This is a genomic window from Enterobacter cloacae complex sp. P2B (assembly GCF_014895985.1).
GTDB lineage: Bacteria > Pseudomonadota > Gammaproteobacteria > Enterobacterales > Enterobacteriaceae > Enterobacter > Enterobacter bugandensis.
The window spans coordinates 345072-370354 of sequence record NZ_JADBQQ010000007.1; the positions used below are offsets into that span (position 1 = coordinate 345072).

General features: G+C 55.9%; 24 protein-coding genes and 1 tRNA gene. 2 read left to right on the forward strand and 23 right to left on the reverse strand.

Annotated features, from left to right (window positions below):
* Positions 1 to 173 precede the first annotated feature (173 nt).
* The 12 genes from lipB to leuS all read right to left on the reverse strand — a co-directional run bounded on the left by lipB (position 174) and on the right by leuS (position 12710).
* Positions 174 to 815 carry a lipoyl(octanoyl) transferase LipB gene (lipB, locus tag IM313_RS07980; protein ID WP_028012335.1) on the reverse strand — a complete coding sequence of 214 codons (642 nt, stop codon included), beginning with the start codon at positions 813 to 815 and terminating at the stop codon, positions 174 to 176.
* Positions 816 to 906: 91 nt separating this feature from the next.
* Positions 907 to 1170: a DUF493 family protein YbeD gene (ybeD, locus tag IM313_RS07985; RefSeq protein WP_003858718.1), complete on the reverse strand. Its 264-nt coding sequence runs from the start codon at positions 1168 to 1170 to the stop codon at positions 907 to 909.
* Positions 1171 to 1275: 105 nt separating this feature from the next.
* A complete protein-coding gene (gene dacA, locus IM313_RS07990; RefSeq protein WP_045261014.1) occupies positions 1276 to 2487 on the reverse strand; it encodes a D-alanyl-D-alanine carboxypeptidase DacA in 1212 nt (403 codons plus the stop codon).
* 139 nt (positions 2488 to 2626) lie between these two features.
* Positions 2627 to 3736 (reverse strand): endolytic peptidoglycan transglycosylase RlpA, encoded by a 1110-nt coding sequence (gene rlpA / locus IM313_RS07995; RefSeq protein ID WP_028012337.1) that lies wholly within the window; start codon positions 3734 to 3736, stop codon positions 2627 to 2629.
* Positions 3737 to 3752: 16 nt separating this feature from the next.
* Positions 3753 to 4865: a peptidoglycan glycosyltransferase MrdB gene (gene mrdB / locus IM313_RS08000; protein ID WP_013097590.1), complete on the reverse strand. Its 1113-nt coding sequence runs from the start codon at positions 4863 to 4865 to the stop codon at positions 3753 to 3755.
* 2 nt (positions 4866 to 4867) lie between these two features.
* Positions 4868 to 6769, reverse strand: coding sequence for a peptidoglycan DD-transpeptidase MrdA (mrdA, locus tag IM313_RS08005; RefSeq protein WP_192971411.1), 1902 nt, complete (start codon positions 6767 to 6769; stop codon positions 4868 to 4870).
* 28 nt (positions 6770 to 6797) lie between these two features.
* Positions 6798 to 7265: a 23S rRNA (pseudouridine(1915)-N(3))-methyltransferase RlmH gene (gene rlmH / locus IM313_RS08010; protein WP_003858701.1), complete on the reverse strand. Its 468-nt coding sequence runs from the start codon at positions 7263 to 7265 to the stop codon at positions 6798 to 6800.
* A gap of 3 nt (positions 7266 to 7268) precedes the next feature.
* Positions 7269 to 7586: a ribosome silencing factor gene (gene rsfS / locus IM313_RS08015; protein ID WP_003858696.1), complete on the reverse strand. Its 318-nt coding sequence runs from the start codon at positions 7584 to 7586 to the stop codon at positions 7269 to 7271.
* 268 nt (positions 7587 to 7854) lie between these two features.
* Positions 7855 to 8520: a nicotinate-nucleotide adenylyltransferase gene (gene nadD / locus IM313_RS08020; RefSeq protein ID WP_028012339.1), complete on the reverse strand. Its 666-nt coding sequence runs from the start codon at positions 8518 to 8520 to the stop codon at positions 7855 to 7857.
* Positions 8513 to 9544, reverse strand: coding sequence for a DNA polymerase III subunit delta (gene holA / locus IM313_RS08025; RefSeq protein ID WP_126345157.1), 1032 nt, complete (start codon positions 9542 to 9544; stop codon positions 8513 to 8515). The genes nadD and holA overlap by 8 nt, the downstream gene beginning before the upstream one ends.
* The gene (gene lptE / locus IM313_RS08030; protein ID WP_041910796.1) at positions 9544 to 10113 is read right to left on the reverse strand and encodes an LPS assembly lipoprotein LptE; all 570 of its coding nucleotides are present in this window, start codon (positions 10111 to 10113) and stop codon (positions 9544 to 9546) included. Before lptE ends, holA begins: the two co-directional genes overlap by 1 nt.
* A gap of 14 nt (positions 10114 to 10127) precedes the next feature.
* Positions 10128 to 12710 (reverse strand): leucine--tRNA ligase, encoded by a 2583-nt coding sequence (gene leuS, locus IM313_RS08035; RefSeq protein ID WP_192971410.1) that lies wholly within the window; start codon positions 12708 to 12710, stop codon positions 10128 to 10130.
* A 216-nt stretch (positions 12711 to 12926) separates the two neighbouring features.
* On the opposite strand from leuS, the gene IM313_RS08040 reads away from it, so the two are divergent.
* Positions 12927 to 13409, forward strand: coding sequence for a zinc ribbon-containing protein (locus IM313_RS08040; RefSeq protein ID WP_028012343.1), 483 nt, complete (start codon positions 12927 to 12929; stop codon positions 13407 to 13409).
* 54 nt (positions 13410 to 13463) lie between these two features.
* Here the strand turns inward: IM313_RS08040 and rihA are convergent, their stop codons facing one another.
* From rihA to miaB, 10 genes are all read right to left on the reverse strand, one after another.
* Positions 13464 to 14405, reverse strand: a complete 942-nt coding sequence (gene rihA, locus IM313_RS08045) for a pyrimidine-specific ribonucleoside hydrolase RihA (protein ID WP_192971409.1) — start codon at positions 14403 to 14405, stop codon at positions 13464 to 13466.
* A 120-nt stretch (positions 14406 to 14525) separates the two neighbouring features.
* Complete coding sequence (locus tag IM313_RS08050) at positions 14526 to 15251, reverse strand: amino acid ABC transporter ATP-binding protein (protein WP_014883001.1); 726 nt, start codon at positions 15249 to 15251, stop codon at positions 14526 to 14528.
* Positions 15251 to 15925 (reverse strand): glutamate/aspartate ABC transporter permease GltK, encoded by a 675-nt coding sequence (gene gltK, locus IM313_RS08055; RefSeq protein WP_028012346.1) that lies wholly within the window; start codon positions 15923 to 15925, stop codon positions 15251 to 15253. Before gltK ends, IM313_RS08050 begins: the two co-directional genes overlap by 1 nt.
* On the reverse strand, positions 15925 to 16665 hold the full coding sequence (locus tag IM313_RS08060) for an amino acid ABC transporter permease (RefSeq protein WP_028012347.1): 741 nt from the start codon (positions 16663 to 16665) through the stop codon (positions 15925 to 15927). The genes gltK and IM313_RS08060 overlap by 1 nt, the downstream gene beginning before the upstream one ends.
* A gap of 156 nt (positions 16666 to 16821) precedes the next feature.
* Positions 16822 to 17727, reverse strand: coding sequence for an amino acid ABC transporter substrate-binding protein (locus IM313_RS08065; protein WP_014831086.1), 906 nt, complete (start codon positions 17725 to 17727; stop codon positions 16822 to 16824).
* 355 nt (positions 17728 to 18082) lie between these two features.
* Positions 18083 to 19621 (reverse strand): apolipoprotein N-acyltransferase, encoded by a 1539-nt coding sequence (gene lnt, locus IM313_RS08070; RefSeq protein WP_045630864.1) that lies wholly within the window; start codon positions 19619 to 19621, stop codon positions 18083 to 18085.
* A 5-nt stretch (positions 19622 to 19626) separates the two neighbouring features.
* The gene (gene corC / locus IM313_RS08075) at positions 19627 to 20505 is read right to left on the reverse strand and encodes a CNNM family magnesium/cobalt transport protein CorC (protein ID WP_021242574.1); all 879 of its coding nucleotides are present in this window, start codon (positions 20503 to 20505) and stop codon (positions 19627 to 19629) included.
* 84 nt (positions 20506 to 20589) lie between these two features.
* Positions 20590 to 21057: an rRNA maturation RNase YbeY gene (ybeY, locus tag IM313_RS08080; protein WP_003858677.1), complete on the reverse strand. Its 468-nt coding sequence runs from the start codon at positions 21055 to 21057 to the stop codon at positions 20590 to 20592.
* On the reverse strand, positions 21054 to 22100 hold the full coding sequence (locus tag IM313_RS08085) for a PhoH family protein (protein WP_192971408.1): 1047 nt from the start codon (positions 22098 to 22100) through the stop codon (positions 21054 to 21056). Before IM313_RS08085 ends, ybeY begins: the two co-directional genes overlap by 4 nt.
* Positions 22101 to 22263: 163 nt before the next feature.
* Complete coding sequence (miaB, locus tag IM313_RS08090; RefSeq protein WP_028012350.1) at positions 22264 to 23688, reverse strand: tRNA (N6-isopentenyl adenosine(37)-C2)-methylthiotransferase MiaB; 1425 nt, start codon at positions 23686 to 23688, stop codon at positions 22264 to 22266.
* Positions 23689 to 23823: 135 nt separating this feature from the next.
* Between miaB and ubiF the strand changes: the two genes are divergently transcribed.
* Positions 23824 to 24999, forward strand: coding sequence for a 3-demethoxyubiquinol 3-hydroxylase (ubiF, locus tag IM313_RS08095; protein ID WP_047363671.1), 1176 nt, complete (start codon positions 23824 to 23826; stop codon positions 24997 to 24999).
* Positions 25000 to 25107: 108 nt separating this feature from the next.
* Here ubiF and IM313_RS08100 read toward each other — a convergent pair.
* Positions 25108 to 25182 (reverse strand) — tRNA-Gln (locus tag IM313_RS08100).
* Positions 25183 to 25283: the final 101 nt, after the last annotated feature.

The window sequence follows — 25283 nt, forward strand, 5'->3', positions numbered from 1 at the left end:
GATTATCACTCAAGTTACTTAGCCTGTGTATGCCGTGCTGTCCGGAGGCTAAATAATATGTAAGGGCAATATTCGGGCGCTTCGAAAATATAGAATCTGCGGATTATTGTAAAGCGTAAAAGCGGTAAATAAACAGTGGCCCGTCAAATTATCGAGCCATTCTGGATGATATATTAAGCAGGGATATATTCGTGCGGGGGATTGTTAAGTAGCGCTAACACATTCTTCAGAAGCACGGGACGTATATTTTCTGGCGTAGCGGTATCGACCCACTGGCGCATTTGCGTCATTTCCATGCCGGCGTAGCCGCAGGGGTTTATGCGCTGGAAAGGCGTAAGATCCATATTAATATTCAATGCCAGACCGTGGAAGGAACAACCTTTACGAATACGTAGCCCCAGAGAGCAGATCTTCATTTCGCCAACGTAGACGCCCGGCGCATCGGCACGCGGATGCGCGTCAATACCATACTCCGCCAGCGTGTTGACGACGGTCTGTTCCAGTAACGTCACCAGCTCACGTACGCCAAGCTTTCTGCGCTTCAGATTAAGCAGGACGTACATCACCTGCTGCCCGGGCCCATGGTACGTGACCTGACCGCCGCGGTCGCTCTGGATCACCGGGATATCGCCCGTCATTAATAAGTGTTCCGCTTTTCCCGCCTGGCCCTGCGTAAATACCGGCAGATGTTCGACCAGCCAAATCTCATCAGGTGTTGTGTCATCGCGTGAATCGGTGAACTCGTGCATAGCCTGAGAGACAGGCTCATAAGGTTGCAGCCCGAGATGACGGACCAGAATTTTATCCTGATACAAAACGCGTCTCCGAAGACGAGAAAAAGATGAGGGGGAGTATATCACAGCGGGGAAGAGGGGTTACCCGGTAAACCGGGTAACCGCAAAGGGGCTACAGCACCATACGAACGATTTCGATATTGCCGAGCTCTTCGTACAGCGTCTCAACCTGCTCGATATGTGTGGCAGTGATGGTAATAGAAACCGAGTGGTAGTTGCCCTTGCTGCTTGGTTTTACTGACGGAGAGTAGTCACCCGGCGCATGGCGCTGTACCACTTCAACCACCTGATCAACCAGCTCAGGTTTCGCCAGACCCATTACTTTGTAGGTAAACGGGGTAGGGAATTCAAGCAGTTCGTTAAGTTTGGTTTTCATGTCAGCTCCGGCGTAACGTCAAAAAGAATAACTCCCACGTCAGGTGGGAGTTATCAGGATACTTAGTATATGGGGATCAAAATCACACTTTCAAGTGTTCGATTTTTAGCCAAACCAGTGATGGAACATCAGTTTAATGTAATCAATGATTTTGCCGAAGAAATTGCCTTCAGGAATTTCTTCCAATACCACGAGTGGACGCTGGTCGATCGTTTTACCGTCCAGCTGGAAGTTGATGGTGCCCACCACCTGGTTTTTCTGCAGCGGGGCATGCAGTTCGGTGGTGTTGAGCACATAGCTTGCTTTCAGATCCTTCATACGACCGCGTGGAATGGTCAGGTAGAGGTCTTTATCCACGCCCAGAGAAGCACGATCGTTATCGCCGAACCAGACGGGTTCAGAAGCAAATTCTTTGCCTGCTTTCAGCGGGTTCACGGTTTCGAAGAAACGGAAGCCCCAGGTCAGCAGCTTCTTACTCTCGGTTTCGCGACCTTTAAAGGTGCGACCGCCCATCACGGCAGAGATCAGGCGCATCTGGCCTTCAGTGGCAGAGGCTACCAGGTTGTAACCGGCTTTGTCGGTGTGGCCGGTTTTGATGCCGTCAACGTTCAGGCTGTTATCCCACAGCAGGCCGTTACGGTTGGTCTGACGAATGCCGTTGAAGGTGAACTCTTTCTCTTTGTAGATAGAATACTCGTTAGGTACGTCGCGGATCAGCGCCTGACCAATCAGCGCCATATCACGTGCGGAGCTGTACTGACCGTCTGCATCGAGACCGTGTACGGTCTGGAAATGGCTGTTCTTCAGACCCAGGGCATTTACGTAGCTGTTCATCAGGCCCACGAACGCATCCTGACTACCGGCGGCGAAATCGGCCATGGCCACGCAGGCATCGTTACCGGACTGCAGGTTAATGCCACGAATTAACTGAGAAACCGGAACCTGCATTCCCGGTTTCAGGAACATCAGCGAGGAACCTTTGAAAACCGGGTTCCCGGTAGCCCACGCATCGTTGCCGATGGTGACCAGATCCGTCTCTTTGAACTTACCGGCTTTCATTGCCTGGCCGATGACGTAGCTGGTCATCATTTTGGTCAGGCTGGCCGGGTCACGGCGGGCATCGGCATTCTGTTCTGCCAGCACTTTGCCAGAGTTGTAATCGATCAGGATGTAGGATTCCGCGTCGATTTGCGGAACGCCAGGGATCATGGTCTTGATATTCAGGTCATCAGCATGAGCTGCAGAGAGTGCAGCCGCGCAAAGGGCCGTGGTCAGCGCCATGCGCTGCACAAAACGAGCAGAAAAAGTGGTCTTCATGGTCAGAACTACGACATCCGTGATGGAATTAAAAAAAGTGCCTTACTATAGCAAATGCTATTCAGGCAGGCATCCGACTTTAAGCATGAGTTTGTGAATGTGTTTTACACAAACTGACATTTCGGATACCGCCGATTAATTACTTCGTAACAGCGATAAAGGACTGCAGCTGTGCCTCGCTCTGCAAACGCTGCTGCAGGGATGCCGCCTGCGACTTGCTGGCAAACGGCCCCATCTGAATACGCCAGACCGCGCCGTTTTGCTCAACGCGTCCTGGCACGCCAAACTGCTGGCTTAGACGCTGCTGATACTGCTGGGCACGGGCCCGATCGCTCACTGCGCCCACCTGGACGACAAAGCCGCCGCTGGCTGCTGCGGGAGCGGCAACGGCTGCGCTCTGGGTCGTGACCGGAGCCGTTACCGGGGCAGGCTGCTGCACGACGGGAGCGGCAACAGGGGCTGGCGTCGGCTCACTGCTCTCCAGCACGCCCGAGGCTAAGTTCGTTGGTGCGCCAAGGAAGCCGCTGCTTTTTACCGGTGCGCCAGTGGCATCATCGCTTTGCAGCGTGTCATTGCTGATCGGGCGTATTTCTCCCGCCGGCTGAGAAGGCTCTGCCGGCGAGGAGACGCTTCCCATGCCGCCGTCCAGATTTGGGCGGTCGGGGAGGGCATAGGTCTGTTTCGCCACCGTGGTACACGCGGTTCCCGGCCCGGAGAGCGAACCATCCTGCGCCACGATAATTGGGTCAATGCGAACTTTGGTGTTGTTCGAGGTATTCAGGCGATCGGCAGACGCGCGGGACAGGGAAATCACCCGGTCATTACCGTACGGGCCGCGGTCGTTAATACGCACGACGATCATACGGCCGTTCGCCAGGTTGGTGATACGGGCGTAGCTAGGGATCGGTAGCGTCGGGTGCGCCGCAGTCAGCTGCATTGGGTCAAATGTTTCACCCGATGCCGTCAGGTTACTGCCCGGCTCAGCATCATAAATGGCGGCAAAGCCAGCCTGGCTAAAGCGGGACGGATCCTGCACAATTTTGTAGCTTTTGCCGTCGCGCTCGTAATCCTGATTCGCGCTGGCATTCAGCGGTTCATAAACGGGATCGGCACCGCTAATTTCAACGATTGGGCCATTACACACCGCAGGCTGCGGCGGCGCGACGGTTGCCTGTTGCTGACCATCATCACTTGTACAGGCCGCAAGTAAACTTGCCGCAATGCAGATACCCAGCCACTGCTTACGCATTCCGATCCCCTTATTTTTATACGCTTTTTGACAACATTTTTCTGTGGGTGTGGATCGACATCACGATACCAAACCCGGCCATCAACACGATCAGTGCCGAGCCTCCGTAACTCACCAGCGGCAGCGGTACGCCTACCACCGGCAGAATACCACTCACCATACCAATATTTACGAAGACATAAACGAATAAAATCAACATCAGTCCGCCTGCCATGACGCGGCCGAAGGTGGTCTGCGCGCGGGCCGCAATCCACAAACCTCGCATGATGAGCAGCACGTAGAGCGCCAGCAGGATCAGGATGCCAACCAGTCCCAGCTCTTCCGCCAGTACCGCAAAGATAAAGTCGGTGTGGCGCTCCGGTAAAAACTCCAGCTGCGACTGGGTACCGTGCAGCCAGCCTTTACCGCGCAGGCCGCCGGAGCCAATCGCAATCTTGGACTGAATAATATGATAGCCCGCACCGAGCGGATCGGTTTCCGGATCGAGAAGCATCATGACGCGCTGGCGCTGGTAGTCATGCATCAGGAAGAACCACAGGATAGGGATAAACGCTGCAACCAGCACTACCGCGATACCAATCAGACGCCAGCTTAAGCCCGACAGGAACAGGACAAACAGGCCGGAGAGGGCGATAAGGATCGAGGTGCCGAGGTCAGGCTGCGCCGCAACCAGCAGTGTCGGCAGGAATATCAGCACCAGGGCGATAGCGGTATTTTTCAGCGACGGCGGACAGACGTCGCGGTTGATAAAGCGCGCCACCATCAGCGGGACTGCGATTTTGGCAATCTCCGAGGGCTGAAAACGAACAACGCCCAGATCCAGCCAGCGCTGTGCCCCTTTTGAGATGGCACCGAACGCATCTACCGCCACCAGCAAAATAATACAGAAAATGTAGAGATACGGCGCCCAGCCTTCATAGACGCGCGGCGGGATCTGCGCCATCACCACCATAATGACCAGACCCATCGCGATCTGGCCGATCTTGCGTTCCATCATGCCGATGTCCTGGCCGCTGGCGCTCCAGATAACCAGGGCGCTGTAAACCAGCAGGGCCAGCAGGATCAGCAGCATGGCTGGGTCGATGTGAATTTTATCCCACAGCGATTTTTTATTTGGATTATCCGTCATGATTATTGGTCCTCCGCCGCAGCGGCGGCCGGATTTTCAGCCGGCAGTTCGGTGTTGTTATCACCCAGCATAATGTGGTCCAGGATCTGGCGCATGATGGTCCCTACCGCCGGGCCAGCGCCGCCGTTCTCCAGAATCATTGCCACCGCCACCTGCGGGTTATCATAAGGGGCAAACGCCGTCATTAGCTTATGGTCACGCAGACGTTCGGCAATGCGGTGTGCGTTATAGGTTTCATTGGCTTTCAGGCCAAAGACCTGCGCCGTACCGGATTTCGCGGCCACTTTATATGGCGTACCGGCGAAATACTTGTGCGCGGTTCCGTTTGGACGGTTTGCCACACCGTACATACCGTCTTTCGCTATTTCCCAGAAGCCGGAATGGATGTCGCCTACCGGCGCTTCATGGGGCTGCACCCACGGCACTTTTTTGCCATCTTCAACGGTGCTTTGCAGCAGATGCGGAACTTTCACCACGCCGTCGTTAATGAGGATCATCATCGCTTTGTTCATCTGAAGCGGGGTGGCCGTCCAGTAACCCTGGCCGATACCCACCGGTATGGTATCACCCTGATACCACGGCTTCTTGAAGCGCTTTAGTTTCCACTCGCGGGTTGGCATGTTGCCTGACCGTTCCTCAGCCAGATCCACGCCGGTGTAGTGCCCGTAGCCGAATTTGCTCATCCACTCTGACAGGCGGTCAATGCCCATGTCATACGCCACCTGATAGAAGAAGGTATCCGCAGATTCTTCCAGAGATTTCGTAACGTTCAGATGGCCGTGGCCCCATTTCTTCCAGTCGCGATAGCGTTTTTCAGAGCCCGGTAGCTGCCACCAGCCCGGGTCAAACAGGCTGGTATTGCGGTTGATGACGCCCGCGCTCAGCGCTGAGACCGCCACGTACGGTTTAACCGTTGATGCCGGTGGGTAAACGCCTTGCGTGGCGCGGTTCACCAGCGGGGTGTTAGGGTCATTCAGCAGGCCGGAGTAGTCTTTGCTGGAGATGCCGTCAACAAAGAGGTTCGGGTCATAGCTTGGCATGGAAACCATGGCCAGAATGCCGCCGGTGCGTGGGTCGGTGACCACCACGGCGGCGCGGCTGCCCGCCAGCAGGGTTTCAATATACTGTTGCAGTTTGAGATCGAGCGTCAGATAGACGTCGTGCCCCGCCTGAGGCGGCACTTCCTTAAGCTGGCGGATGACGCGGCCACGGTTGTTAACCTCAACTTCTTCATAGCCGGTCTGCCCGTGCAGGACATCTTCGTAGTAGCGTTCAATCCCCAGCTTGCCGATATCGTGCGTCGCGGCGTAGTTCGCCAGCTTGCCGTCTTTATCGAGGCGCTCGACGTCTTTATCGTTAATCTTGGAAACGTAGCCAATCACATGCGTCAGCGCGGATCCGTAAGGATAGTAGCGACGCTTGTAACCCTTCACTTCCACACCGGGGAAGCGGTACTGGTTCACCGCAAAACGGGCGACCTGGACTTCCGTCAGATTGGTTTTAACCGGAATGGAGGTGAAACGGTGAGAGCGGGCGCGCTCTTTTTTGAAGGCGGCGATATCGTCGTCGTTCAGGTCGACAACGCTTTTCAGCGCTTCCAGCGTATCCTGAACGTTATCGACTTTTTCCGGCATCATCTCGACTTGATAGATGGTGCGGTTTAACGCCAGCGGGGTGCCGTTACGATCGTAAATAATGCCGCGGCTGGGTGCGATAGGGACCAGCTTGATACGGTTTTCGTTGGAACGCGTCTGGTAATCGGTAAAGCGGACAATTTGCAGATTATAAAGGTTGGCGATCAGCACGCCGGTAAGCAGCAAAATCCCGGTGAAGGCGACCAGCGCCCGGCGCACAAACAGCGCGGACTCAGCCGTATAGTCGCGAAAAGAATTCTGTAGTTTCATCCGCTGCTTAATCTACCCTGGTCAGTCATTACTCGCGGTGATAGGGGTGGTTGGTAGTAATGCTCCACGCGCGATACAGGCTTTCTGCCACCAGTACCCGAACGAGCGGGTGGGGAAGCGTCAGCGCGGAGAGGGACCAACTTTGTTCTGCTGCCGCTTTGCAGGCAGGGGACAACCCTTCGGGGCCGCCAATCAACAGACTGACGTCACGACCGTCCTGCTTCCAGCGCTCCAGTTCGTGCGCCAGCTGCGGCGTATCCCAGGGTTTTCCTGGAATATCGAGGGTGACGATGCGGTTTTTGCCTGCGGCAGCAAGCATCAGTTCGCCCTCTTTATCGAGAATACGTTTGATATCGGCGTTCTTGCCGCGCTTCCCGGCGGGGATCTCCACCAGTTCGAACGGCATGTCTTTGGGAAAACGACGCAGATATTCAGTAAAACCGGTTTGTACCCAGTCCGGCATTTTGGTGCCGACGGCGACCAGCTGCAACTTCACGCATTAACCCCAGAGTTTTTCCAGCTCATACAGGCGACGGCTCTCTTCCTGCATGACGTGGACAATCACATCGCCGAGGTCAACAACCACCCAGTCAGCGGTCGCTTCACCTTCAACGCCAAGCGGTAAGAGTCCTGCTGCGCGCGATTCCTGAACCACATGGTCGGCAATCGAAACAACATGACGCGTAGAGGTACCGGTGCAGATAATCATGCAGTCGGTAATACTGGATTTACCCTTAACGTCGATAGCGATGATGTCCTGACCTTTCAGGTCATCAATTTTGTCGATAACAAAATCCTGGAGTGCTTTACCCTGCAAGTTTTCCCCCTGGGTGAATGAGATTGTACAACTATGAATTCGTGGCCAGACAGTATACCTGAACTGACGCCCCTGTCGGGACAAATGTCACCGTCCGGGCTTTTGAAGGCGGGTATCATCCCACCCTCCGCCTGAGATTGCATCGCCATTTTTGTAAAACAATTTCTGTAAAGCAACGATCGGCGGGAAAGTCTGGCAGCGGAGGATAACAGTATGGCTTAACCTGTCAAGGCAGGATAATCAATATGCTGCTTTTTATGCCCTCCGGCTATTTATCTGCGGTTTTCTGATACAACCCGTGCGTATGAATATACGCCAGCACCGGGGCAGGCAGCAGATCGTCACAGGCTAAACCCTGCTGTAAACGTTCGCGAATAACGGTCGCAGAGATGTCGAACCACGGCGTCTCCGCCAGATAAATCTTCCCGGCGGGCTGGTTGTGAAGATCTTCAACGTTATCGGTGAGATGGTCTTCAAGCCACTGCTGATATTGCGCTTCGCGCATGGTCAGCGGGTAGCCCGGACGGCGGCAGACGAGCAGGTGGCTGTTCCCCAGAATGGTTTCATACTTGTGCCACGTGGGGAAGTTGAGCAGGGAGTCCTGACCGATGATAAAGGCGAGCGGCTGGTCAGGCCCTTGCTCGGCCCGCCACTCCTGCAGCGTTTGCGACGTCCACGAGGGGGTGTCGCGACGCAATTCCCGTTCATCCAGCCTGAAGAGCGGCTTATCCGCGATAGCCAGAGCGAGCATCTCTTTGCGCTGCTCGCTGGTTGCTTCAGGCTGGGGGCGGTGCGGCGGAACATTATTGGGCATGATGGTAACGCGCTGCAGGCCGATCAGATTTGCCAGAATTTCTACCGGCTTCAGATGCCCGTAGTGTACCGGGTCAAAGGTGCCGCCATACAGGGCCTGTAAAGAGTGCATACTATCCATCAATAAATACGTCAGCCAGCGCCTTGTGGCAAAGCAGCAGGGAAAGGCTTTCCAGCTCCGCCCACACCGACTGGCCGTAATCTTGTTTTAGGGTGAGCTCGGCGCGCATCAGAAGCTGCACCGCCTGGCGCAGCTGTTCATGGCTCAGGCGGTTGATGGCCTCGGTGGTCATTGCCCGCCGGTTTTGCCACACCCGGTGTTTATCAAACAGGGAGCGTAACGGCGTATGGGCCGACTGGCGCTTGAGCGTTATCAGCAGCAACAGCTCGCGCTGCAGCGTGCGCAGCAGGATGACGGGTTCACTGCCCTCCAGGCGCAGCTGCTGGAGAATATGCAGGGCGCGTTTGCTTTTCGCCGACAACAGAGCATCCACCCAGTGGAACGGCGTGAAGTGTGCGGCATCGTTAACGGCCTGCTCAACGCGCGGTAAAGTCAGCTTGCCGTCCGGCCAGAGCAGGGAGAGCCTGTCCAGCGCCTGTGCCAGGGCCAGCAGGTTGCCTTCATAGCAGTAGCAGAGCAGTTGGTTCGCCGCATCGTCCAGTTGAAGGTTGTGCTGCTTCGCTCTCGCGGCGACCCATTTAGGCAGATGCGCCTGCTCAGGCGTCTGGCAGGTGACCAGCACCGCGTGGGTCGCGAGCTGGGTGAACCATGCCGCGTTTTCCTGCGCTTTGGTGAGCTTGCTGCCGCGCACAATTAACAGCAGATCGCTGTGTAACAGGCTGACCAGTGTGGCGAGTTGCTCATTGATGGCCGCGTTAGGGCCGTTCTCCGGCAGCAGGATCTGGATTGTCTGGCGCGACGCAAAAAGGCTCATCGCCTGACAGAGTGAGAAGAGGGCGTTCCAGTCGGTGGCGTTATCCACCTGAAAGGTATGGTGTTCATCAAAGCCCTGAGCCGCGGCCGCATGCCGCACGGCATCCAGGCTTTCCTGAAGTAGTAACGGGTCGTTTCCGAGCAGCAGATACGCCGCGCGCAGCCCTTCATTGAGCTGCGCGCGGAGTTGTTCAGGATACAGCCTGATCATCATTTACCCAGAGAGGTAGAAACAGGAGGCGTACTGGCATCCGGTTTTTCAATAATGTCAGAGCCTTCTCGGTTAGACGCTGCAATACCCGGCAGTTTGCGGATCAGCTGTTCCGCCGCCTTGTCGTACATTTCGTTGATGATAATTTGCTGTTCGGCATCTTTTGCCAGCGCGGTTTGCGGGTTATCAAAGAACGAACGATACACTTTTGCGCTGATCGGATAGATGTCTTTACCCGGGATCAGTACAGCCGCATTGACCGACAGCACCATCTGATATTCAGCCGTGCGGCCGTCCTGGAAGATGGACGCCGTATCCTGGCCCAGCGTCATTCCCAGTACGCGCAGAGACGGTACATCCTGGCGCAGCGTACCTTTCTCAACAAGCTCAACGCCGTTCAGGCGCAGCTGATTACGAATGGCCCGGCTGAGCGGTCCGTTTGGATCCCCGGAATCAAAGATCATTGTTTTCATCTCAGCAGGCACCGCCGTGGTATTGCGCAGGTGCCAGCCACAGCCAGCGGTGACAAGCACCGCCAAAGATAAGAGTATTGTTGCCAGTTGTCGCACGTTTCCTCCCGCGCTTAGCCAACGACCAGATTGAGCAGTTTACCCGGTACGTAGATCGCTTTACGTAAGTTAACGCCCTCAAGATATTTCGCAACCAGAGGTTCCTGGCCCGCGCGCTCGCGAACCTGATCTTCAGTTGCATCGACCGCCACGGTAATTTTACCACGGACTTTGCCGTTGACCTGGACCACCACCAGCGTGGTGTTTTCCACCATCGCTGCTTCGTCAGCCACCGGCCACGGCGCGTTGTCGATATCGCCTTCGCCTTTCAGCTCCTGCCACAGGGTGAAGCTGACGTGTGGCGTGAACGGGTTAAGCATGCGAACCACGGCCAGCAGCGCTTCACGCATGATGGCACGATCCTGCTCGCCGTCCTGCGGGGCTTTCGCAAGCTTGTTCATCAGTTCCATAATAGCCGCAATTGCGGTATTGAAGGTCTGACGACGACCAATATCATCGGTCACTTTCGCGATCGTTTTATGAACATCACGACGCAGCGCCTGCTGATCTTCGCTCAGCGCAGCGGCGTTCAGTGCCGGAGCATCACCCTGTGCGGTATGTTCGTACACCAGCTTCCAGACGCGTTTCAGGAAGCGGTTCGCGCCTTCTACGCCGGATTCCTGCCACTCAAGGGTCATATCAGCCGGAGAAGCAAACATCATGAACAGACGTACGGTGTCCGCGCCGTAACGCTCAACCATCACCTGCGGGTCGATACCGTTGTTTTTAGACTTGGACATCTTGCTCATGCCGGTATAAACCAGTTCATGGCCTTCAGCGTCTGTCGCCTTCACGATACGGCCTTTCTCGTCGCGCTCAACGATCGCATCAACTGGAGAAACCCAGTTACGCTCTCCGTTCGCGCCAACGTAGTAGAAGGCGTCTGCCAGCACCATACCCTGGCACAGCAGCTGTTTAGCGGGCTCGTCAGAGTTCACCATGCCGGCATCGCGCATCAGCTTATGGAAAAAGCGGAAGTAGAGCAGGTGCATGATGGCGTGTTCGATACCACCAATATAGATATCTACCGGCAGCCAGTAGTTGGCGGCGTCAGAATCCAGCATGCCTTCTTTATACTGCGGGCAGGTGTAGCGCGCGTAGTACCAGGAGGACTCCATAAAGGTATCGAAGGTGTCGGTTTCACGCAGCGCAGGCTGGCCGTTGACGGTGGTTTTAGCCCACTCAGGATCGGCTTTGATCGGGCTGGTGATGCCGTCCATAACCACGTCTTCCGGCAGGATCACGGGCAGCTGATCTTCAGGCGTTGGCATGACGGTGCCGTCTTCCAGGGTCACCATTGGAATTGGCGCACCCCAGTAACGCTGACGGGACACGCCCCAGTCGCGCAGACGGAAGTTCACTTTACGCTCGCCCACGCCCAATGAGGCCAGCTTATCGGCGATGGCGTTGAAGCCCTCTTCGAAGCTGAGGCCGCTGAACTCACCGGAGTTGAACAGGGTGCCTTTTTCGGTCAACGCCTGCTCGGACAGGTCAGGTTCAGAACCATCGGCGGCCAGAATAACGGCTTTAATCGGCAGGTTGTATTTGGTGGCAAACTCGTAGTCGCGCTGATCGTGGCCCGGAACGGCCATGACAGCACCAGTACCGTACTCCATCAGAACGAAGTTTGCAGCCCAGACCGGGATCGCTTCGCCCGTCAGCGGGTGCTTAGCATAGAAGCCCGTCGCAACGCCTTTTTTCTCCATCGTCGCCATGTCGGCTTCGGCCACTTTCGTGTTGCGGCATTCGTCGATGAAGGTCGCCAGTTCCGGGTTGTTCTCTGCCGCTTTCTGCGCCAGCGGGTGACCTGCGGCCACGGCCAGATAGGTCGCACCCATGAAGGTATCCGGACGGGTGGTGTAGACGGTCAGGGTCTGGTCGTAGTTCTCAACGTTGAAGGTAATTTCCACGCCTTCAGAACGGCCGATCCAGTTGCGCTGCATGGTCTTAACGGTGTCAGGCCAGTGATCCAGTGTATCCAGATCGTTCAGCAGTTCGTCAGCGTAAGCGGTGATTTTGATAAACCACTGCGGGATCTCTTTACGCTCAACTTTGGTGTCGCAGCGCCAGCAGCAGCCGTCGATAACCTGCTCGTTCGCCAGAACGGTCTGGTCATTCGGGCACCAGTTAACGGCAGAGGTCTTCTTGTACACCAGGCCTTTTTTGTACAGCTCGGTGAAGAACTTCTGCTCCCAGCGGTAGTATTCCGGGGTGCAGGTCGCCAGCTCGCGGCTCCAGTCATAGCCGAAGCCCAGCATTTTGAGCTGGTTTTTCATGTACGCGATGTTGTCGTACGTCCACGGTGCCGGAGCGGTATTGTTTTTTACCGCTGCGCCTTCTGCAGGCAGGCCGAACGCATCCCAGCCGATTGGCTGCAGAACGTTTTTGCCCAGCATGCGCTGGTAACGGGCGATCACATCACCGATGGTGTAGTTACGCACGTGGCCCATGTGTAGTCGACCAGAAGGATAGGGAAGCATCGACAGGCAGTAATACTTCTCTTTGCTCTCGTCTTCGGTTACTTCAAAGGTGCGCTTCTCGTCCCAGTGTTGCTGGACTTTTGATTCTATCTCTTCCGGGCGGTATTGCTCTTGCATGGCAGCCAGTGGTCCTGTGTTCAATACAGCTACAAAAATGTAGCCAATGGATGTGGTAATTCAGATCCGCATAGCATAGCCCAAACGCCCGCGTCAAAACAGCCTTTCGCGCAATTGCACTTTGCAGGAATTTACCGGGTCTGTGCTTCACCTGACAAAGCGGCGGCGAAATAAGGTCTATTATTAGAAATAGTTACTTACCCGGGAGGCAAAATGATGAACAAGGTTGCTCAATTTTACCGCGAACTGGTGGCGACACTGACGGAACGGCTGCGTAACGGCGAGCGCGATATTGACGCGCTGGTCGAACAGGCGCGTGAACGGGTGACGCAAACGGGTGAGTTAACGCGAACCGAAGTGGAAGAGGTGACGCGCGCCGTACGCCGCGATCTGGAAGAGTTCGCGCGCAGCTACGAAGAGAGCCAGGATGAGATCGCCGACAGCGTCTTTATGCGGGTGATCAAAGAGAGCCTGTGGCAGGAGCTGGCGGATATTACCGATAAAACCCAGCTGGAGTGGCGCGAGGTGTTCCAGGATTTAAATCATCACGGCGTGTACCAGAGCGGTGAAGTGGTGGGGCTGGGGAATCTGGTGTGCGAGAAGTGCCATCACCATATTGCGGTATATACGCCGGATGTGTTGCCGCTGTGCCCGAAGTGCGGGCACGATCAGTTCCAGCGTCGCCCGTTTGAGCCATAAGTAAAAGCGCAGTTTAGTTCCCTCTCCCCGTGGGAGAGGGCCAGGGTGAGGGCGTCAGGCCGCACAATAGTAAGCAAGTCTTTCCGCCAGCAAATCCACAAACGCCGCCCGGTCGATATCCACCATCAGCGTCGTATTCGGTTTATTTCCCGTCAGCGAATAGTAATCCACCACCGTCATCCCCTGGGTATATTTCCCCTGCGTCTCCACGCCAACCCATCTGTCCACCGTGGTAAACATTTCAGGCTTCAGCAGCCAGGCGATGGTGCACGGGTCATGCAGCGGCGCGCCGTGAAAGCCCCATTTCTCGGCTTTGTGATACTCCATAAAGAAGTCGAGCAGCTCGGCTACGGTTGTCGCAACCGGGTTGCCCACGGCGCGGAAGCGGTCAATATCGTCTGCCATAATCTGTGCCCGATGCGTCACGTCCAGCCCCGCCATCACAATCGGCAGGCCCGACTGGAAGACGATCTCCGCAGCCTCCGGATCAACAAAGATGTTGAATTCGGCCGCAGGCGTCCAGTTCCCCAGCCCCATTGATCCGCCCATGATGACGATACGGGCGATGTTGCTGTGCAGTTCAGGATGGCTGTTCAGCAGAAGCGCAACGTTGGTCTGCGGGCCGGTAGCCACCAGCGTCACGGGCTCTGCGCTTTCACGCAGCACCTTCGCCATTAGCTCGACGGCGGTGCAGTCTTGCGGTGTGAAACCTGGCTCCGGCAGCGCCGGGCCATCCAGCCCGCTTTCACCGTGAACGTTGTCGGCAATGATCAGCTCGCGCATCAGCGGCTTAACGGCGCCGCCTGCGACAGGAATATCGGTGCGTTTCAGCAGCGTCAGCATTCGTAAAACGTTGCGCAGGGTTTTGTCCGGCGTCTGATTTCCGGCGGACGAGGTGACCGCTTTCACGTCCAGTTCAGGTGAGGCAAGCGCGAGGACGAGCGCGATCGCGTCATCATGACCCGGATCGCAGTCGAGAATTATAGGGTGTGCCATAGCGTTCTCCATTCTTAGCATTATTTTGTGACAAGGTTAACGCTGCGATGTGACGCCGAATAGAAAAAGAGATCTAAAGCGTGAAGCAGTGCGCAATCCGCAGATTGCGCACCGAGAAGATTAGTGCAGAATTTTCGCGAGGAAATCTTTGGCGCGTTCGGATTTCGGATTGGCGAAGAACTCTTCTTTCGGTGAGTCTTCGACAATTTTCCCTTCGTCCATGAAGATCACGCGGTTGGCCACTTTACGGGCGAAGCCCATTTCGTGCGTCACCACCATCATGGTCATCCCTTCGTGCGCCAGCTCGACCATCACGTCCAGCACTTCGTTGATCATTTCAGGATCGAGCGCTGACGTGGGCTCATCGAACAGCATCGCCACCGGATCCATGCACAGCGCGCGCGCAATCGCCACACGCTGCTGCTGGCCGCCGGAAAGCTGTGCCGGGAACTTATCGGCATGTGCAGAAAGCCCCACGCGTTCCAGAAGCTTGAGCCCCTTTTCGCGCGACGCTTTTTTATCACGCTTGAGCACTTTGACCTGAGCCAGCGTCAGGTTCTCAATAATGGACAGATGAGGGAACAGCTCAAAATGCTGGAACACCATGCCGACGTGAGAGCGAAGCTGGGCCAGGTTGGTTTTCTTGTCGTTCACTTTCGTGCCGTTAACAACAATTTCGCCCTGCTGCACAGGCTCCAGACCATTAACCGTTTTGATCAGCGTAGACTTACCGGAACCGGACGGCCCGCACACCACCACCACATCGCCTTTTTTGACTTCGGTGGAGCAGTCGGTCAGCACCTGAAAGTGCCCATACCATTTAGAAACATTTTTCAGGGAAATCATTATACCGTCCTTTTCTTCAGCCAGCTGACCAACAGCGACGCGCTTAAACTAATCACAAAATAGACCGCACCCGCGAAGAGTACCATCTCGACCTGCGTACCATCACGTTCACCTATGGTCGACGCGGTACGGAAGAAGTCCGCCAGACTCAGAACGTAAACCAGAGAGGTATCCTGGAACAGCACGATACCTTGGGTCAGCAGGAGCGGAACCATGGCGCGAAACGCCTGAGGCAGAATGATGAGCTGCATGGACTGCCAGTGCGTCATTCCCAGCGCCAGCGCGGCGCTGGACTGCCCACGGGAGATACTCTGGATACCCGCACGGATAATCTCTGAATAGTAAGCGGCCTCAAACATCGAGAACGCCACCATCGCAGAGATCAGGCGGATGTCGGTTTTCGGCGACAGTCCCAGCACATTCTGTAAGAAGCCTGGAACAATCAGGTAAAACCACAGCAGCACCATCACCAGCGGGATGGAGCGGAAGACGTTAACGTAGGCAGTCGCAAACCAGGCGAGCGGCTTAAAGCTCGACAGGCGCATGACGGCCAGCAGGGTGCCCCAGACGATACCCACGACGATAGCGATCGCGGTGATCTTTAGGGTAATCACCAGGCCATCGAGCAGGTAAGGCATGGATGGAACAATAGAACTCCAGTCAAATTCGTACATTATTTGCCTCCCAGATTGCCCGGCAGGCGTACTTTGCGTTCAACCAGGTTCATCACCAGCATGATGAAAGCGTTAATCAGAACATACGCGAGCGTGATCGCGGTGAAGGATTCCCACGCGTGAGCGGAGTAATCCAGCAGCTTGCCCGCCTGTGCAGCCATATCCACCAGGCCGATGGTTGAGGCGATGGCCGAGTTTTTCACCAGGTTCATCATCTCAGAGGTCATCGGTGGAACGATAACGCGGTAGGCGTTAGGCAGCAGCACGTAGCGGTAGGTTTGTGGCAGGGTCAGGCCCATCGCCAGGCCCGCATTTTTTTGTCCGCGTGGCAATGACTGAATGGCGGCACGCACCTGCTCGCAAACGCGCGCAGCGGTAAACAGCCCCAGACACATCATGGAGGAGACAAAGAACTGCACGTTCGGATCCAGCTCCGACTTGAACCACATGCCAATATTTTCCGGCAGCAGTTCCGGGATGACCAGATACCAGGTAAAGAACTGCACGATGAGCGGAACGTTACGGAACAGTTCCACATACAGTGTGCCAATTGTTGAAAGAAAACGGTTAGGGACGGTGCGCAGAATACCGAACAGCGAACCGACAAGAAACGCGATGATCCACGCCGTTATCGATAATGCCACGGTAACCTGAAAGCCGCTCCACAGCCAGCCAAGATAGGTGGTGTTGCCGAACGGGGCTTGTTGCAGGAAGATGCCCCAGTTCCAGTCTATTGACATAATAAACTCCAGAAAAAAGAGGGTAGCAGCGCTACCCTCGAAGATTGGTGAGAAGCTCTTTTTTCGCGCTGAGTGGGGAACGACCACTCAGCGTATATGTCTGTCCATGCTTCCCGACAATCGAGAGGGCAGGAGATCCCGCCCCTGTTGTTCTAATTAGTTAAGAGCCTTGTCATTTGGAGATTTGAACAGCGCTTTCATGTCGTCAGACAGTTCAAAGTTCATATTGAGATTTTTTGGTGGAATCGGGTTCTTAAACCACTTGTCGAACCATTTTTCCGCTTCGCCGGAGGTCTGCACCTGGGCGATAGTGTCATCGATCAGCTTTTTGAACTGCGGATCGTCTTTACGCAGCATACAGCCGTAGGCTTCTTTGGACTGCGCGGTACCGACGATATCCCAGTTGTCTGGTTTCTTCGCCTTCGCACGTTCGCCCGCCAGCAGGGCGTCATCCATCATAAACGCGACGGCACGACCGCTTTCCAGCGTACGGAAGGAGTCGCCATGGTCTTTCGCGCTGATGATGCGCATATCCATTTTCTTCTCGTCGTTCAGCTTGTGCAGCAGGACTTCAGAAGTGGTACCGGAGGTCACAACGACCGCCTTGCCTTTCAGGTCCGCAAAATCTTTGATCGCGCCGCCTTTCTTGGTCAGCAGACGGGTGCCTACGACAAAGATGGTGTCAGAGAAGGCCGCCTGTTTTTGACGCTCGAGGTTGTTGGTGGTGGAACCACACTCGAAGTCAAAGGTGCCGTTTTGCAGCAGTGGAATACGGTTCTGTGAAGTGATTGGGATCAGCTTCACCTGCAGGTCAGGTTTGTTCAGCTTTTTCTTCACAGCTTCAACGATAGCGTTGGAGTAATCCTGTGAATAGCCCACGACTTTTTGCGTGTTGTCGTAGTAAGAGAACGGGACGGAAGATTCACGGTGGCCGACCACGATGACGCCGTTTTTGGCAATCTTGTCGAGAGTGCTGCCTGCTGCCGGAGCGTCTTCAGCGTGAACCACGCCTGCGGACATTCCCATAACCAGCATTGCTGTGGCCAGTTTACGTAATTGCATACCCAACTCCTTTCTTATCAGCGCCAGTGACGCATAGATACCCATTGTGATGTTGTTATATCTCGCGCAATGCGAGTGCAGTGTTATGCAAGCTTGTTAACATTTAGTCTGGCTTAATGTAAAGATTTTGCTGCGTTATTGTTTATTTTTGCGAAGCGCGCCGCACCATTCAGAGGCAATAATCTCCCGTTGCACCGTTTCGGTGCTAGCGACGATCTACACTGGTGCGACAAGGTTGCACGTTAAGCCAGTCAGCGTTTACGTGAATAAATAAAGCAACAGGCGTGCCAGAATTGAAGATTGGGAGGAAATTGCCGGGTAAGGCGCAGCCGCCACCCGGCATCAGAAGGCAAGATTATTTATGACGCTGACGCAGGCTCATCAGCACGGCGCCAAAGCCGAACAGCGCGGTCAGGATCCACAGCGGCCAGTTGCCGGTGCGGGCATACGGCGTCAGGCCCGTGGTTGGCGTGACTTTGGTTGTCAGCACTTCACGGGTGAACTGCGGGATCATGGCCTGGATTTCGCCCTGCGGGCCAATCACGGCGGTGATGCCGTTATTGGTGCTACGCAGCAGCGGACGCGCCAGCTCCAGAGAACGCATGCGTGCCATCTGGAAGTGCTGCCACGGGCCGATTGATTTACCGAACCACGCATCATTGGAGATGGTCAGCAGATAGTCGGTGTCCGGGCGGAAGTTATCGCGCACCTGCTCGCCGAGGATGATTTCGTAGCAGATGGCGGCCGTCAGGGCCAGACCGTGCGCGTGAAGCTGGGGCTGAACGTACGGACCGCGGCTGAAGGAGGACATCGGCAGGTCAAAGAACGGTGCCAGTGGACGCAAAATAGACTCCAGCGGCACAAATTCACCGAACGGCACGAGGTGGTTCTTGTTGTACCGGTCGGTGGAGTGGTAGCTATATTCGCTGTCTTTGCCGAGCGTAATAATGGTGTTGTAGGTGTCGTAGCGGTTCTGCTGATTCAGTCGCGCATCAACAATGCCGGTAATCAGGGTGCTGCCGCGCGCCACCAGCAGATCGTTCATCATGTTGAGGAACGGCTGCTGGTTAATTTCCAGATCGGGAATAGCGGATTCTGGCCAGATAATCAGCTGCGATTTGCCCATCACCTCTTCGGTGGCGTTGGCGTAGATCTTCAGCGTGTTCAGCAGCTCTTTTTCGTCCCACTTCATGGACTGCGGGATATTCCCCTGCACCATGGAAACCTGCATGGCGCGCTCGGGCTCGGGCGTGAACCACTGGATGTAGCGCAGCGGGAAGGGCAGAGCGAACAGCACCAGCGCCACAGCCAGCGGCTTCCAGCCGCGCGTGACCAGCGCCAGTACCAGCAGGCCGCTCACCACCATCAGCAGGAAGTTAATGGCTTCAACGCCCATTACCGGTGCCAGACCTTTCAACGGGCCGTCAATCTGGCTGTAGCCGAACTGCAGCCACGGGAAGCCGGTCAGCACCCAGCCGCGGAGGAACTCGGTAATCTGCCAGACCACCGGCGCGGCAATGGCGACACGCAGCCAGGTGGTTTTAGGCCACAGGCGAGAGAGAATCCCGGCGAACAGACCGGTATAGAGCGAGAGATAGGCGGCGAGCAGGACGACCAGGAAGACGTTAACCGGCCCCGGCATCCCGCCAAACTGTGCGATGCTGACGTAGACCCAGTTAATGCCGGAGCCAAATAGCCCCAGCCCCCAGAAGTAGCCGATCGCAGCGGCCTGTACCGGACGACGATTCAGGGTTAACCCCTGAAGCCCCATCAGGGAGAGAATGGCCGCGGGCCAGATATCGTAAGGAGAAAAAGCCAGCGTACCGCTGGCTCCGAGTAACAGCGCCAGCAGCAAACGGACGCGCTGGCGTTCAAGCAATGGGGCAAATGCCATTTACATTAATCTTCCAGTTTTGGCACCGGTGAATCGTCCGGCGTTCTGACGTGAACCTGTATAATACGTCGGCTGTCGGCCATTGCCACTTTGAACTGGTAACCGTCGATGTCAACGGTCTCACCGCGCGCCGGAAGATGGCCAAAGGCCTGCATCACCAGCCCGCCAATGGTATCGACCTCTTCATCGCTGAAGTGGGTACCGAAGGCGTCGTTGAAATCTTCAATCGAGGCCAGCGCGCGCACGGTCCAGGTGTGTCGGCTAAGCTGACGGAAGTCGATATCTTCTTCTTCGTCGTACTCGTCTTCGATTTCGCCCACGATCAGCTCAAGAATATCTTCGATCGTGACAAGACCTGAGACACCGCCGAATTCATCAATAACAATCGCCATGTGGTAACGCTGAGAGCGAAACTCTTTCAGCATTCGATCCACACGTTTACTTTCCGGCACGACCACGGCCTGGCGTAACACTTTTTCCATGCTAAAGGCTTCGGCATCGCTGCGCATAAACGGCAGCAGATCTTTGGCCATCAAAATCCCTTCGATGTGATCTTTATCTTCGCTGATGACCGGGAAACGCGAGTGGGCGGATTCGATGATCACATCGAGGCACTCGTCCAGCGTCTGGTTACGTTTCAGGGTGATCATCTGCGAGCGGGGGATCATGATGTCGCGGACGCGCTGGTCGGCAATGTCCATGACCCCTTCGAGCATTTCGCGCGTATCTTCGTCGATAAGGTCGTTCTGCCCGGAATCACGAATCAGCTCCAGCAGTTCATCACGGTTTTTCGGCTCGCCGTGGAAAAGCTGGTTCAGAATGAGGGAGAAAAATCCCTTTTTACTGGTTGTCGTGTCGCTACTGTGTGAATTGTCGTCGCTCATGGCGTTTGTTAAGGGTTCTCTTGTTAGTTCAATGTTAACCGCCGCGCTATGTCCCTGCGCGGCGGCATGGTAGTCAGTAACTGACTATTCTTTCTCGGCAATGTACGGATCCTCATAGCCCAGAGCAAGCATTATCTCTGTCTCAAGGGACTCCATCTCTTCCGCTTCGTCATCTTCAATGTGGTCGTAGCCCAGCAGGTGCAGGCTGCCGTGTACCACCATATGCGCCCAGTGGGCTTCCAGCGGTTTCTGCTGCTCTTTGGCTTCCTGCTCAACCACCTGACGGCAGATGATCAGATCGCCCAGCAGCGGCATCTCAATACCCGGCGGCGCTTCGAACGGGAAAGAGAGCACGTTGGTTGGCTTATCTTTCCCGCGGTAGGTCAGGTTAAGCTCATGGCTTTCCGCTTCATCCACCAGGCGAATCGTGACTTCTGATTCTTCCTGAAACTGGGGGATTACCGCATCCAGCCATTTCTGAAACTGTGCCTCTTCTGGCATGCCGGAATTGTCTTCACATGCCAGCTGTAAATCGAGGATCACCTGACTCATTTCTGTTCTTGCTCCTGCGCTTCGCGCTTACGTTCCGCGGCCTGTTCGGCCCTGCGTTTTTGATCCGCCTCTTCCCAGGCTTCATAGGCGTTAACGATGCGCGCGACCACCGGGTGGCGAACGACGTCTTCACTGTGGAAGAAGTTAAAGCTAATTTCGTCTACCTCTGACAGCACCTCAATGGCGTGGCGCAGGCCTGATTTAGTGCTGCGCGGCAGGTCGATCTGGGTGACGTCACCGGTGATCACCGCTTTCGAGTTGAAGCCGATACGCGTCAGGAACATTTTCATCTGTTCGATGGTGGTGTTCTGGCTTTCATCGAGAATGATGAACGCATCGTTGAGCGTGCGGCCGCGCATGTAGGCGAGCGGGGCCACTTCGATCACGTTACGTTCGATTAGCTTCTCCACTTTCTCGAAGCCGAGCATCTCGAACAGCGCGTCGTACAGCGGGCGCAGGTAAGGGTCGACCTTCTGGCTCAGATCGCCGGGCAGGAAGCCGAGTTTTTCACCCGCTTCAACGGCAGGACGGGTCAGCAGGATACGACGGATCTCCTGACGCTCCAGCGCATCCACCGCAGCGGCAACCGCCAGATAGGTTTTACCTGTACCCGCGAGACCCACGCCGAAGGTGATGTCATGGTCAAGAATATTGGCGATGTACTGCGCCTGGTTCGGCGTACGCGGCTTGATGACGCCACGCTTGGTCTTGATATTGATCGCCTTGCCGTAGTCCGGCACGCTTTCCGCGCTCTGCTCAAGCACGCGCGCCTCTTTAATGGCGAGGTGGATCTGTTCCGGCTCGATATCCTGAATTTCGCCGCGCATCGGGGCGGTATCGACATACAGGCTGCGCAGAATATCTGCTGCCGCGTTGACGCAGATAGGGCGTCCGGTGAGTTTGAAATGGTTATCGCGACGATTGATTTCGATACCCAGACGTCGCTCCAGTTGTTTGATGTTGTCATCAAACGGCCCGCACAGGCTCAGCAGGCGAGCGTTGTCTGCGGGCTCAAGGCTAATTTCACGCGTATCTATGTTCAAACTGTTCCTCTTTAATTGGTTAACTGACCCGCTGCCACACGGCGCAATAGAACGGTCATTACCGAAATTATTCACGCCACAGAATAAAGGCGCAAGCGTTGCGGTAGATATTGGGGGTGATGAGAGGAAATACAAGGCCTGCCGAAGAGGCAGGCCTGAAGGATCAAGGCTGGTAAATCCCAACGCCAGAATCGTTTTCTTTGCGGGTACGAGAAATAACGGATTCCGGTGACTCGGCAATACGCAGGCCCATTTCGTCCTCGGTGCGTACCACCTTCGCGCGCAGCGAGTTGGTCAGCACTTCGACAATTTCGACGTCCACAAATTTACCAATCATGTCCGGGGTGCCTTCGAAGTTCACCACGCGGTTGTTCTCGGTACGACCGGACAGCTCCATGATGCTCTTGCGGGAGGTGCCTTCCACCAGAATGCGCTGGACGGTGCCGAGCATGCGGCGGCTCCAGGCGTTGGCCTGCTGGTTGATGCGTTCCTGAAGAATATACAGACGCTGCTTTTTCTCTTCTTCCGGCACGTCGTCAACCATGTCGGCCGCAGGCGTGCCAGGACGCGCTGAGAAGATGAAGCTGTAGCTGACGTCAAAGTTCACTTCACCGATGAGCTTCATGGTGCGCTCGAAGTCATCAGCGGTTTCGCCAGGGAAACCGACGATAAAGTCAGAGCTAATCTGGATATCCGGGCGCGCTTCGCGCAGCTTGCGGATGGTGGATTTGTACTCCAGCACCGTATGCGGGCGGCCCATCAGGTTCAGCACGCGGTCAGATCCGCACTGAATAGGCAGGTGCAGGAAGCTCACCAGCTCTGGCGTATCGCGATAGACGTCAATAATGTCGTCGGTAAACTCCATCGGATGGCTGGTGGTAAAACGAATACGGTCGATGCCGTCAATCGCGGCCACCAGGCGCAGCAGTTCGGCAAAGCTGCCGGTGGTGCCGTCGTAGTTCTCGCCGCGCCAGGCGTTAACGTTCTGGCCCAGCAGGTTCACTTCGCGAACGCCCTGCGCGGCAAGCTGGGCAATTTCAAACAGAATGTCGTCCGCCGGGCGGCTGACCTCTTCACCGCGGGTGTAAGGCACCACGCAGTAGGTACAGTATTTGTTGCAGCCTTCCATGATCGAGACGAAGGCGGTCGGGCCATCGGCGCGCGGCTCTGGCAGACGGTCAAATTTCTCGATCTCCGGGAAGCTGACGTCAACGACCGGGCTACGGTTACCGCGAACCTGATTGATCATCTCCGGCAGGCGGTGCAGGGTCTGAGGACCAAAGACGATATCCACATACGGGGCTCTCTGACGGATCAGCTTACCTTCCTGCGAGGCGACGCAGCCACCGACGCCAATGATCAGGTCCGGATTTTTCCGTTTGAGAAGCTTCCAGCGGCCTAACACATGAAAGACTTTTTCCTGCGCTTTTTCACGAATTGAACAGGTGTTCAGCAGCAGCACATCGGCTTCTTTCGCATTTTCAGTCAGCTGGTATCCGTGGGTGGTATCCAGCAGATCGGCCATCTTGGATGAATCGTATTCGTTCATCTGACAGCCCCAGGTTTTTATATGGAGTTTTTTAGTCATCGACTTGCTCAGCTCAGGATTGCAAGCCGCGTATTGTAATGCTTTGGTGGGGTTGTGACCAGTATGAAGGTTGTGTGTCTCAGGACCGCAAAAATCCGGTAAACTTAAGGGATTCTCCAATAAGGAAAATTGACCATGACACTCCAACACACCGAAGTTGCCGTTGTCGGCGGCGGTATGGTCGGCGGCGCGCTGGCGCTGGGGCTGGCGCAGCAGGGATTTGATGTAACCGTTATTGAACAGGCGGCTCCCCCGGCATTCGATCCCGCCAGCAAACCGGACGTGCGCATTTCCGCCATCAGCGCAGCGTCCGTCGATCTGCTGCGCGGCCTGGGCGTCTGGGAGGCGGTGCAGGCGATGCGCGCACACCCTTACAGCCGCCTTGAAACCTGGGAGTGGGAAAATGCCCACGTGTCGTTTGACGCCGCCGAGCTGAAGCTGCCGCGCCTGGGCTATATGGTGGAAAACAACGTGCTCCAGCTGGCGCTCTGGCAGGCGCTGGAGGCACATCCGAAGGTGACGCTGCGTATGCCTGCGTCACTTAAGGCACTGCATCCTCATGAAAGCGGCTATTTGCTGACGCTCGACAGCGGCGATGAACTGGCCGTGAAGCTGGTCGTCGGGGCCGATGGCGCTAACTCGCAGGTCAGGGAGATGGCGGGTATTGGGGTTCATGCCTGGCAATATCAGCAATCCTGCATGTTAATCACCGTTCAGTGTGAGAATGCGCCGGGCGAAAGCACCTGGCAGCACTTTACGCCGAACGGCCCGCATGCATTCTTGCCGCTGTTTGATAACTGGGCTTCGCTGGTGTGGTACGACAAACCGGCGCGCATTCGCCAGCTGCAGGGGCTGTCGATGGAGCAGCTGCAGCGCGAGATCCTGCTTCACTTCCCGAGCCGCCTTGGCAACGTGACGCCAGTCACCGCAGGTGCATTCCCGCTCACGCGCCGTCATGCTTTACAGTATGCCCGAGAAGGGCTGGCGCTGGTGGGCGATGCGGCACACACCATCCACCCGCTGGCGGGGCAGGGAGTCAATCTTGGATACCGTGACGTCGATGCGTTACTGGACGTGCTGGGCAACGCACGCGCTCACGCGGAAGCCTGGGCCAGCCATCAGGTACTGAAGCGCTACCAGACGCGCCGTATGGCGGATAACTTCATCATGCAGTCAGGGATGGATCTGTTCTATGCCGGTTTCAGCAATGATCTGGCCCCGGTGCGCATTCTGCGTAACATTGGCTTAATGGCGGCAGAGCGTGCCGGTGGGCTGAAGCGTCAGGCGCTGAAATACGCCCTCGGACTCTAATCTTAATTCCCTCTCCCCGTGGGAGAGGGGTAGGGTGAGGGCATCAGGCCGCACTATTCTGAGCAACAAAAACAAAAAAGCCCGCAGAGCGGGCTTGTTTGTTTTAAGTGGCTGGGGTGCAGGGATTCGAACCCCGGAATGCTGGTATCAGAAACCAGAGCCTTACCGCTTGGCGACACCCCAATTGCGTTAAACAGACTGCTTAACGACTTTTAAATTGGCTGGGGTACGAGGATTCGAACCTCGGAATGCCGGAATCAGAATCCGGTGCCTTACCGCTTGGC

Bases quoted from the DNA above. Each gene is read 5' to 3' on its own strand.
- ybeD (WP_003858718.1), bottom strand. From the start codon at position 1,170: ATGAAAACCAAACTTAACGAACTGCTTGAATTCCCTACCCCGTTTACC.
- dacA (WP_045261014.1), bottom strand. From the start codon at position 2,487: ATGAAGACCACTTTTTCTGCTCGTTTTGTGCAGCGCATGGCGCTGACC.
- rlpA (WP_028012337.1), bottom strand. From the start codon at position 3,736: ATGCGTAAGCAGTGGCTGGGTATCTGCATTGCGGCAAGTTTACTTGCG.
- mrdB (WP_013097590.1), bottom strand. From the start codon at position 4,865: ATGACGGATAATCCAAATAAAAAATCGCTGTGGGATAAAATTCACATC.
- mrdA (WP_192971411.1), bottom strand. From the start codon at position 6,769: ATGAAACTACAGAATTCTTTTCGCGACTATACGGCTGAGTCCGCGCTG.
- nadD (WP_028012339.1), bottom strand. From the start codon at position 8,520: ATGGATAGTATGCACTCTTTACAGGCCCTGTATGGCGGCACCTTTGAC.
- holA (WP_126345157.1), bottom strand. From the start codon at position 9,544: ATGATCAGGCTGTATCCTGAACAACTCCGCGCGCAGCTCAATGAAGGG.
- leuS (WP_192971410.1), bottom strand. From the start codon at position 12,710: ATGCAAGAGCAATACCGCCCGGAAGAGATAGAATCAAAAGTCCAGCAA.
- IM313_RS08040 (WP_028012343.1), top strand. From the start codon at position 12,927: ATGAACAAGGTTGCTCAATTTTACCGCGAACTGGTGGCGACACTGACG.
- rihA (WP_192971409.1), bottom strand. From the start codon at position 14,405: ATGGCACACCCTATAATTCTCGACTGCGATCCGGGTCATGATGACGCG.
- IM313_RS08050 (WP_014883001.1), bottom strand. From the start codon at position 15,251: ATGATTTCCCTGAAAAATGTTTCTAAATGGTATGGGCACTTTCAGGTG.
- gltK (WP_028012346.1), bottom strand. From the start codon at position 15,925: ATGTACGAATTTGACTGGAGTTCTATTGTTCCATCCATGCCTTACCTG.
- IM313_RS08060 (WP_028012347.1), bottom strand. From the start codon at position 16,665: ATGTCAATAGACTGGAACTGGGGCATCTTCCTGCAACAAGCCCCGTTC.
- IM313_RS08065 (WP_014831086.1), bottom strand. From the start codon at position 17,727: ATGCAATTACGTAAACTGGCCACAGCAATGCTGGTTATGGGAATGTCC.
- lnt (WP_045630864.1), bottom strand. From the start codon at position 19,621: ATGGCATTTGCCCCATTGCTTGAACGCCAGCGCGTCCGTTTGCTGCTG.
- corC (WP_021242574.1), bottom strand. From the start codon at position 20,505: ATGAGCGACGACAATTCACACAGTAGCGACACGACAACCAGTAAAAAG.
- ybeY (WP_003858677.1), bottom strand. From the start codon at position 21,057: ATGAGTCAGGTGATCCTCGATTTACAGCTGGCATGTGAAGACAATTCC.
- miaB (WP_028012350.1), bottom strand. From the start codon at position 23,688: ATGACTAAAAAACTCCATATAAAAACCTGGGGCTGTCAGATGAACGAA.
- ubiF (WP_047363671.1), top strand. From the start codon at position 23,824: ATGACACTCCAACACACCGAAGTTGCCGTTGTCGGCGGCGGTATGGTC.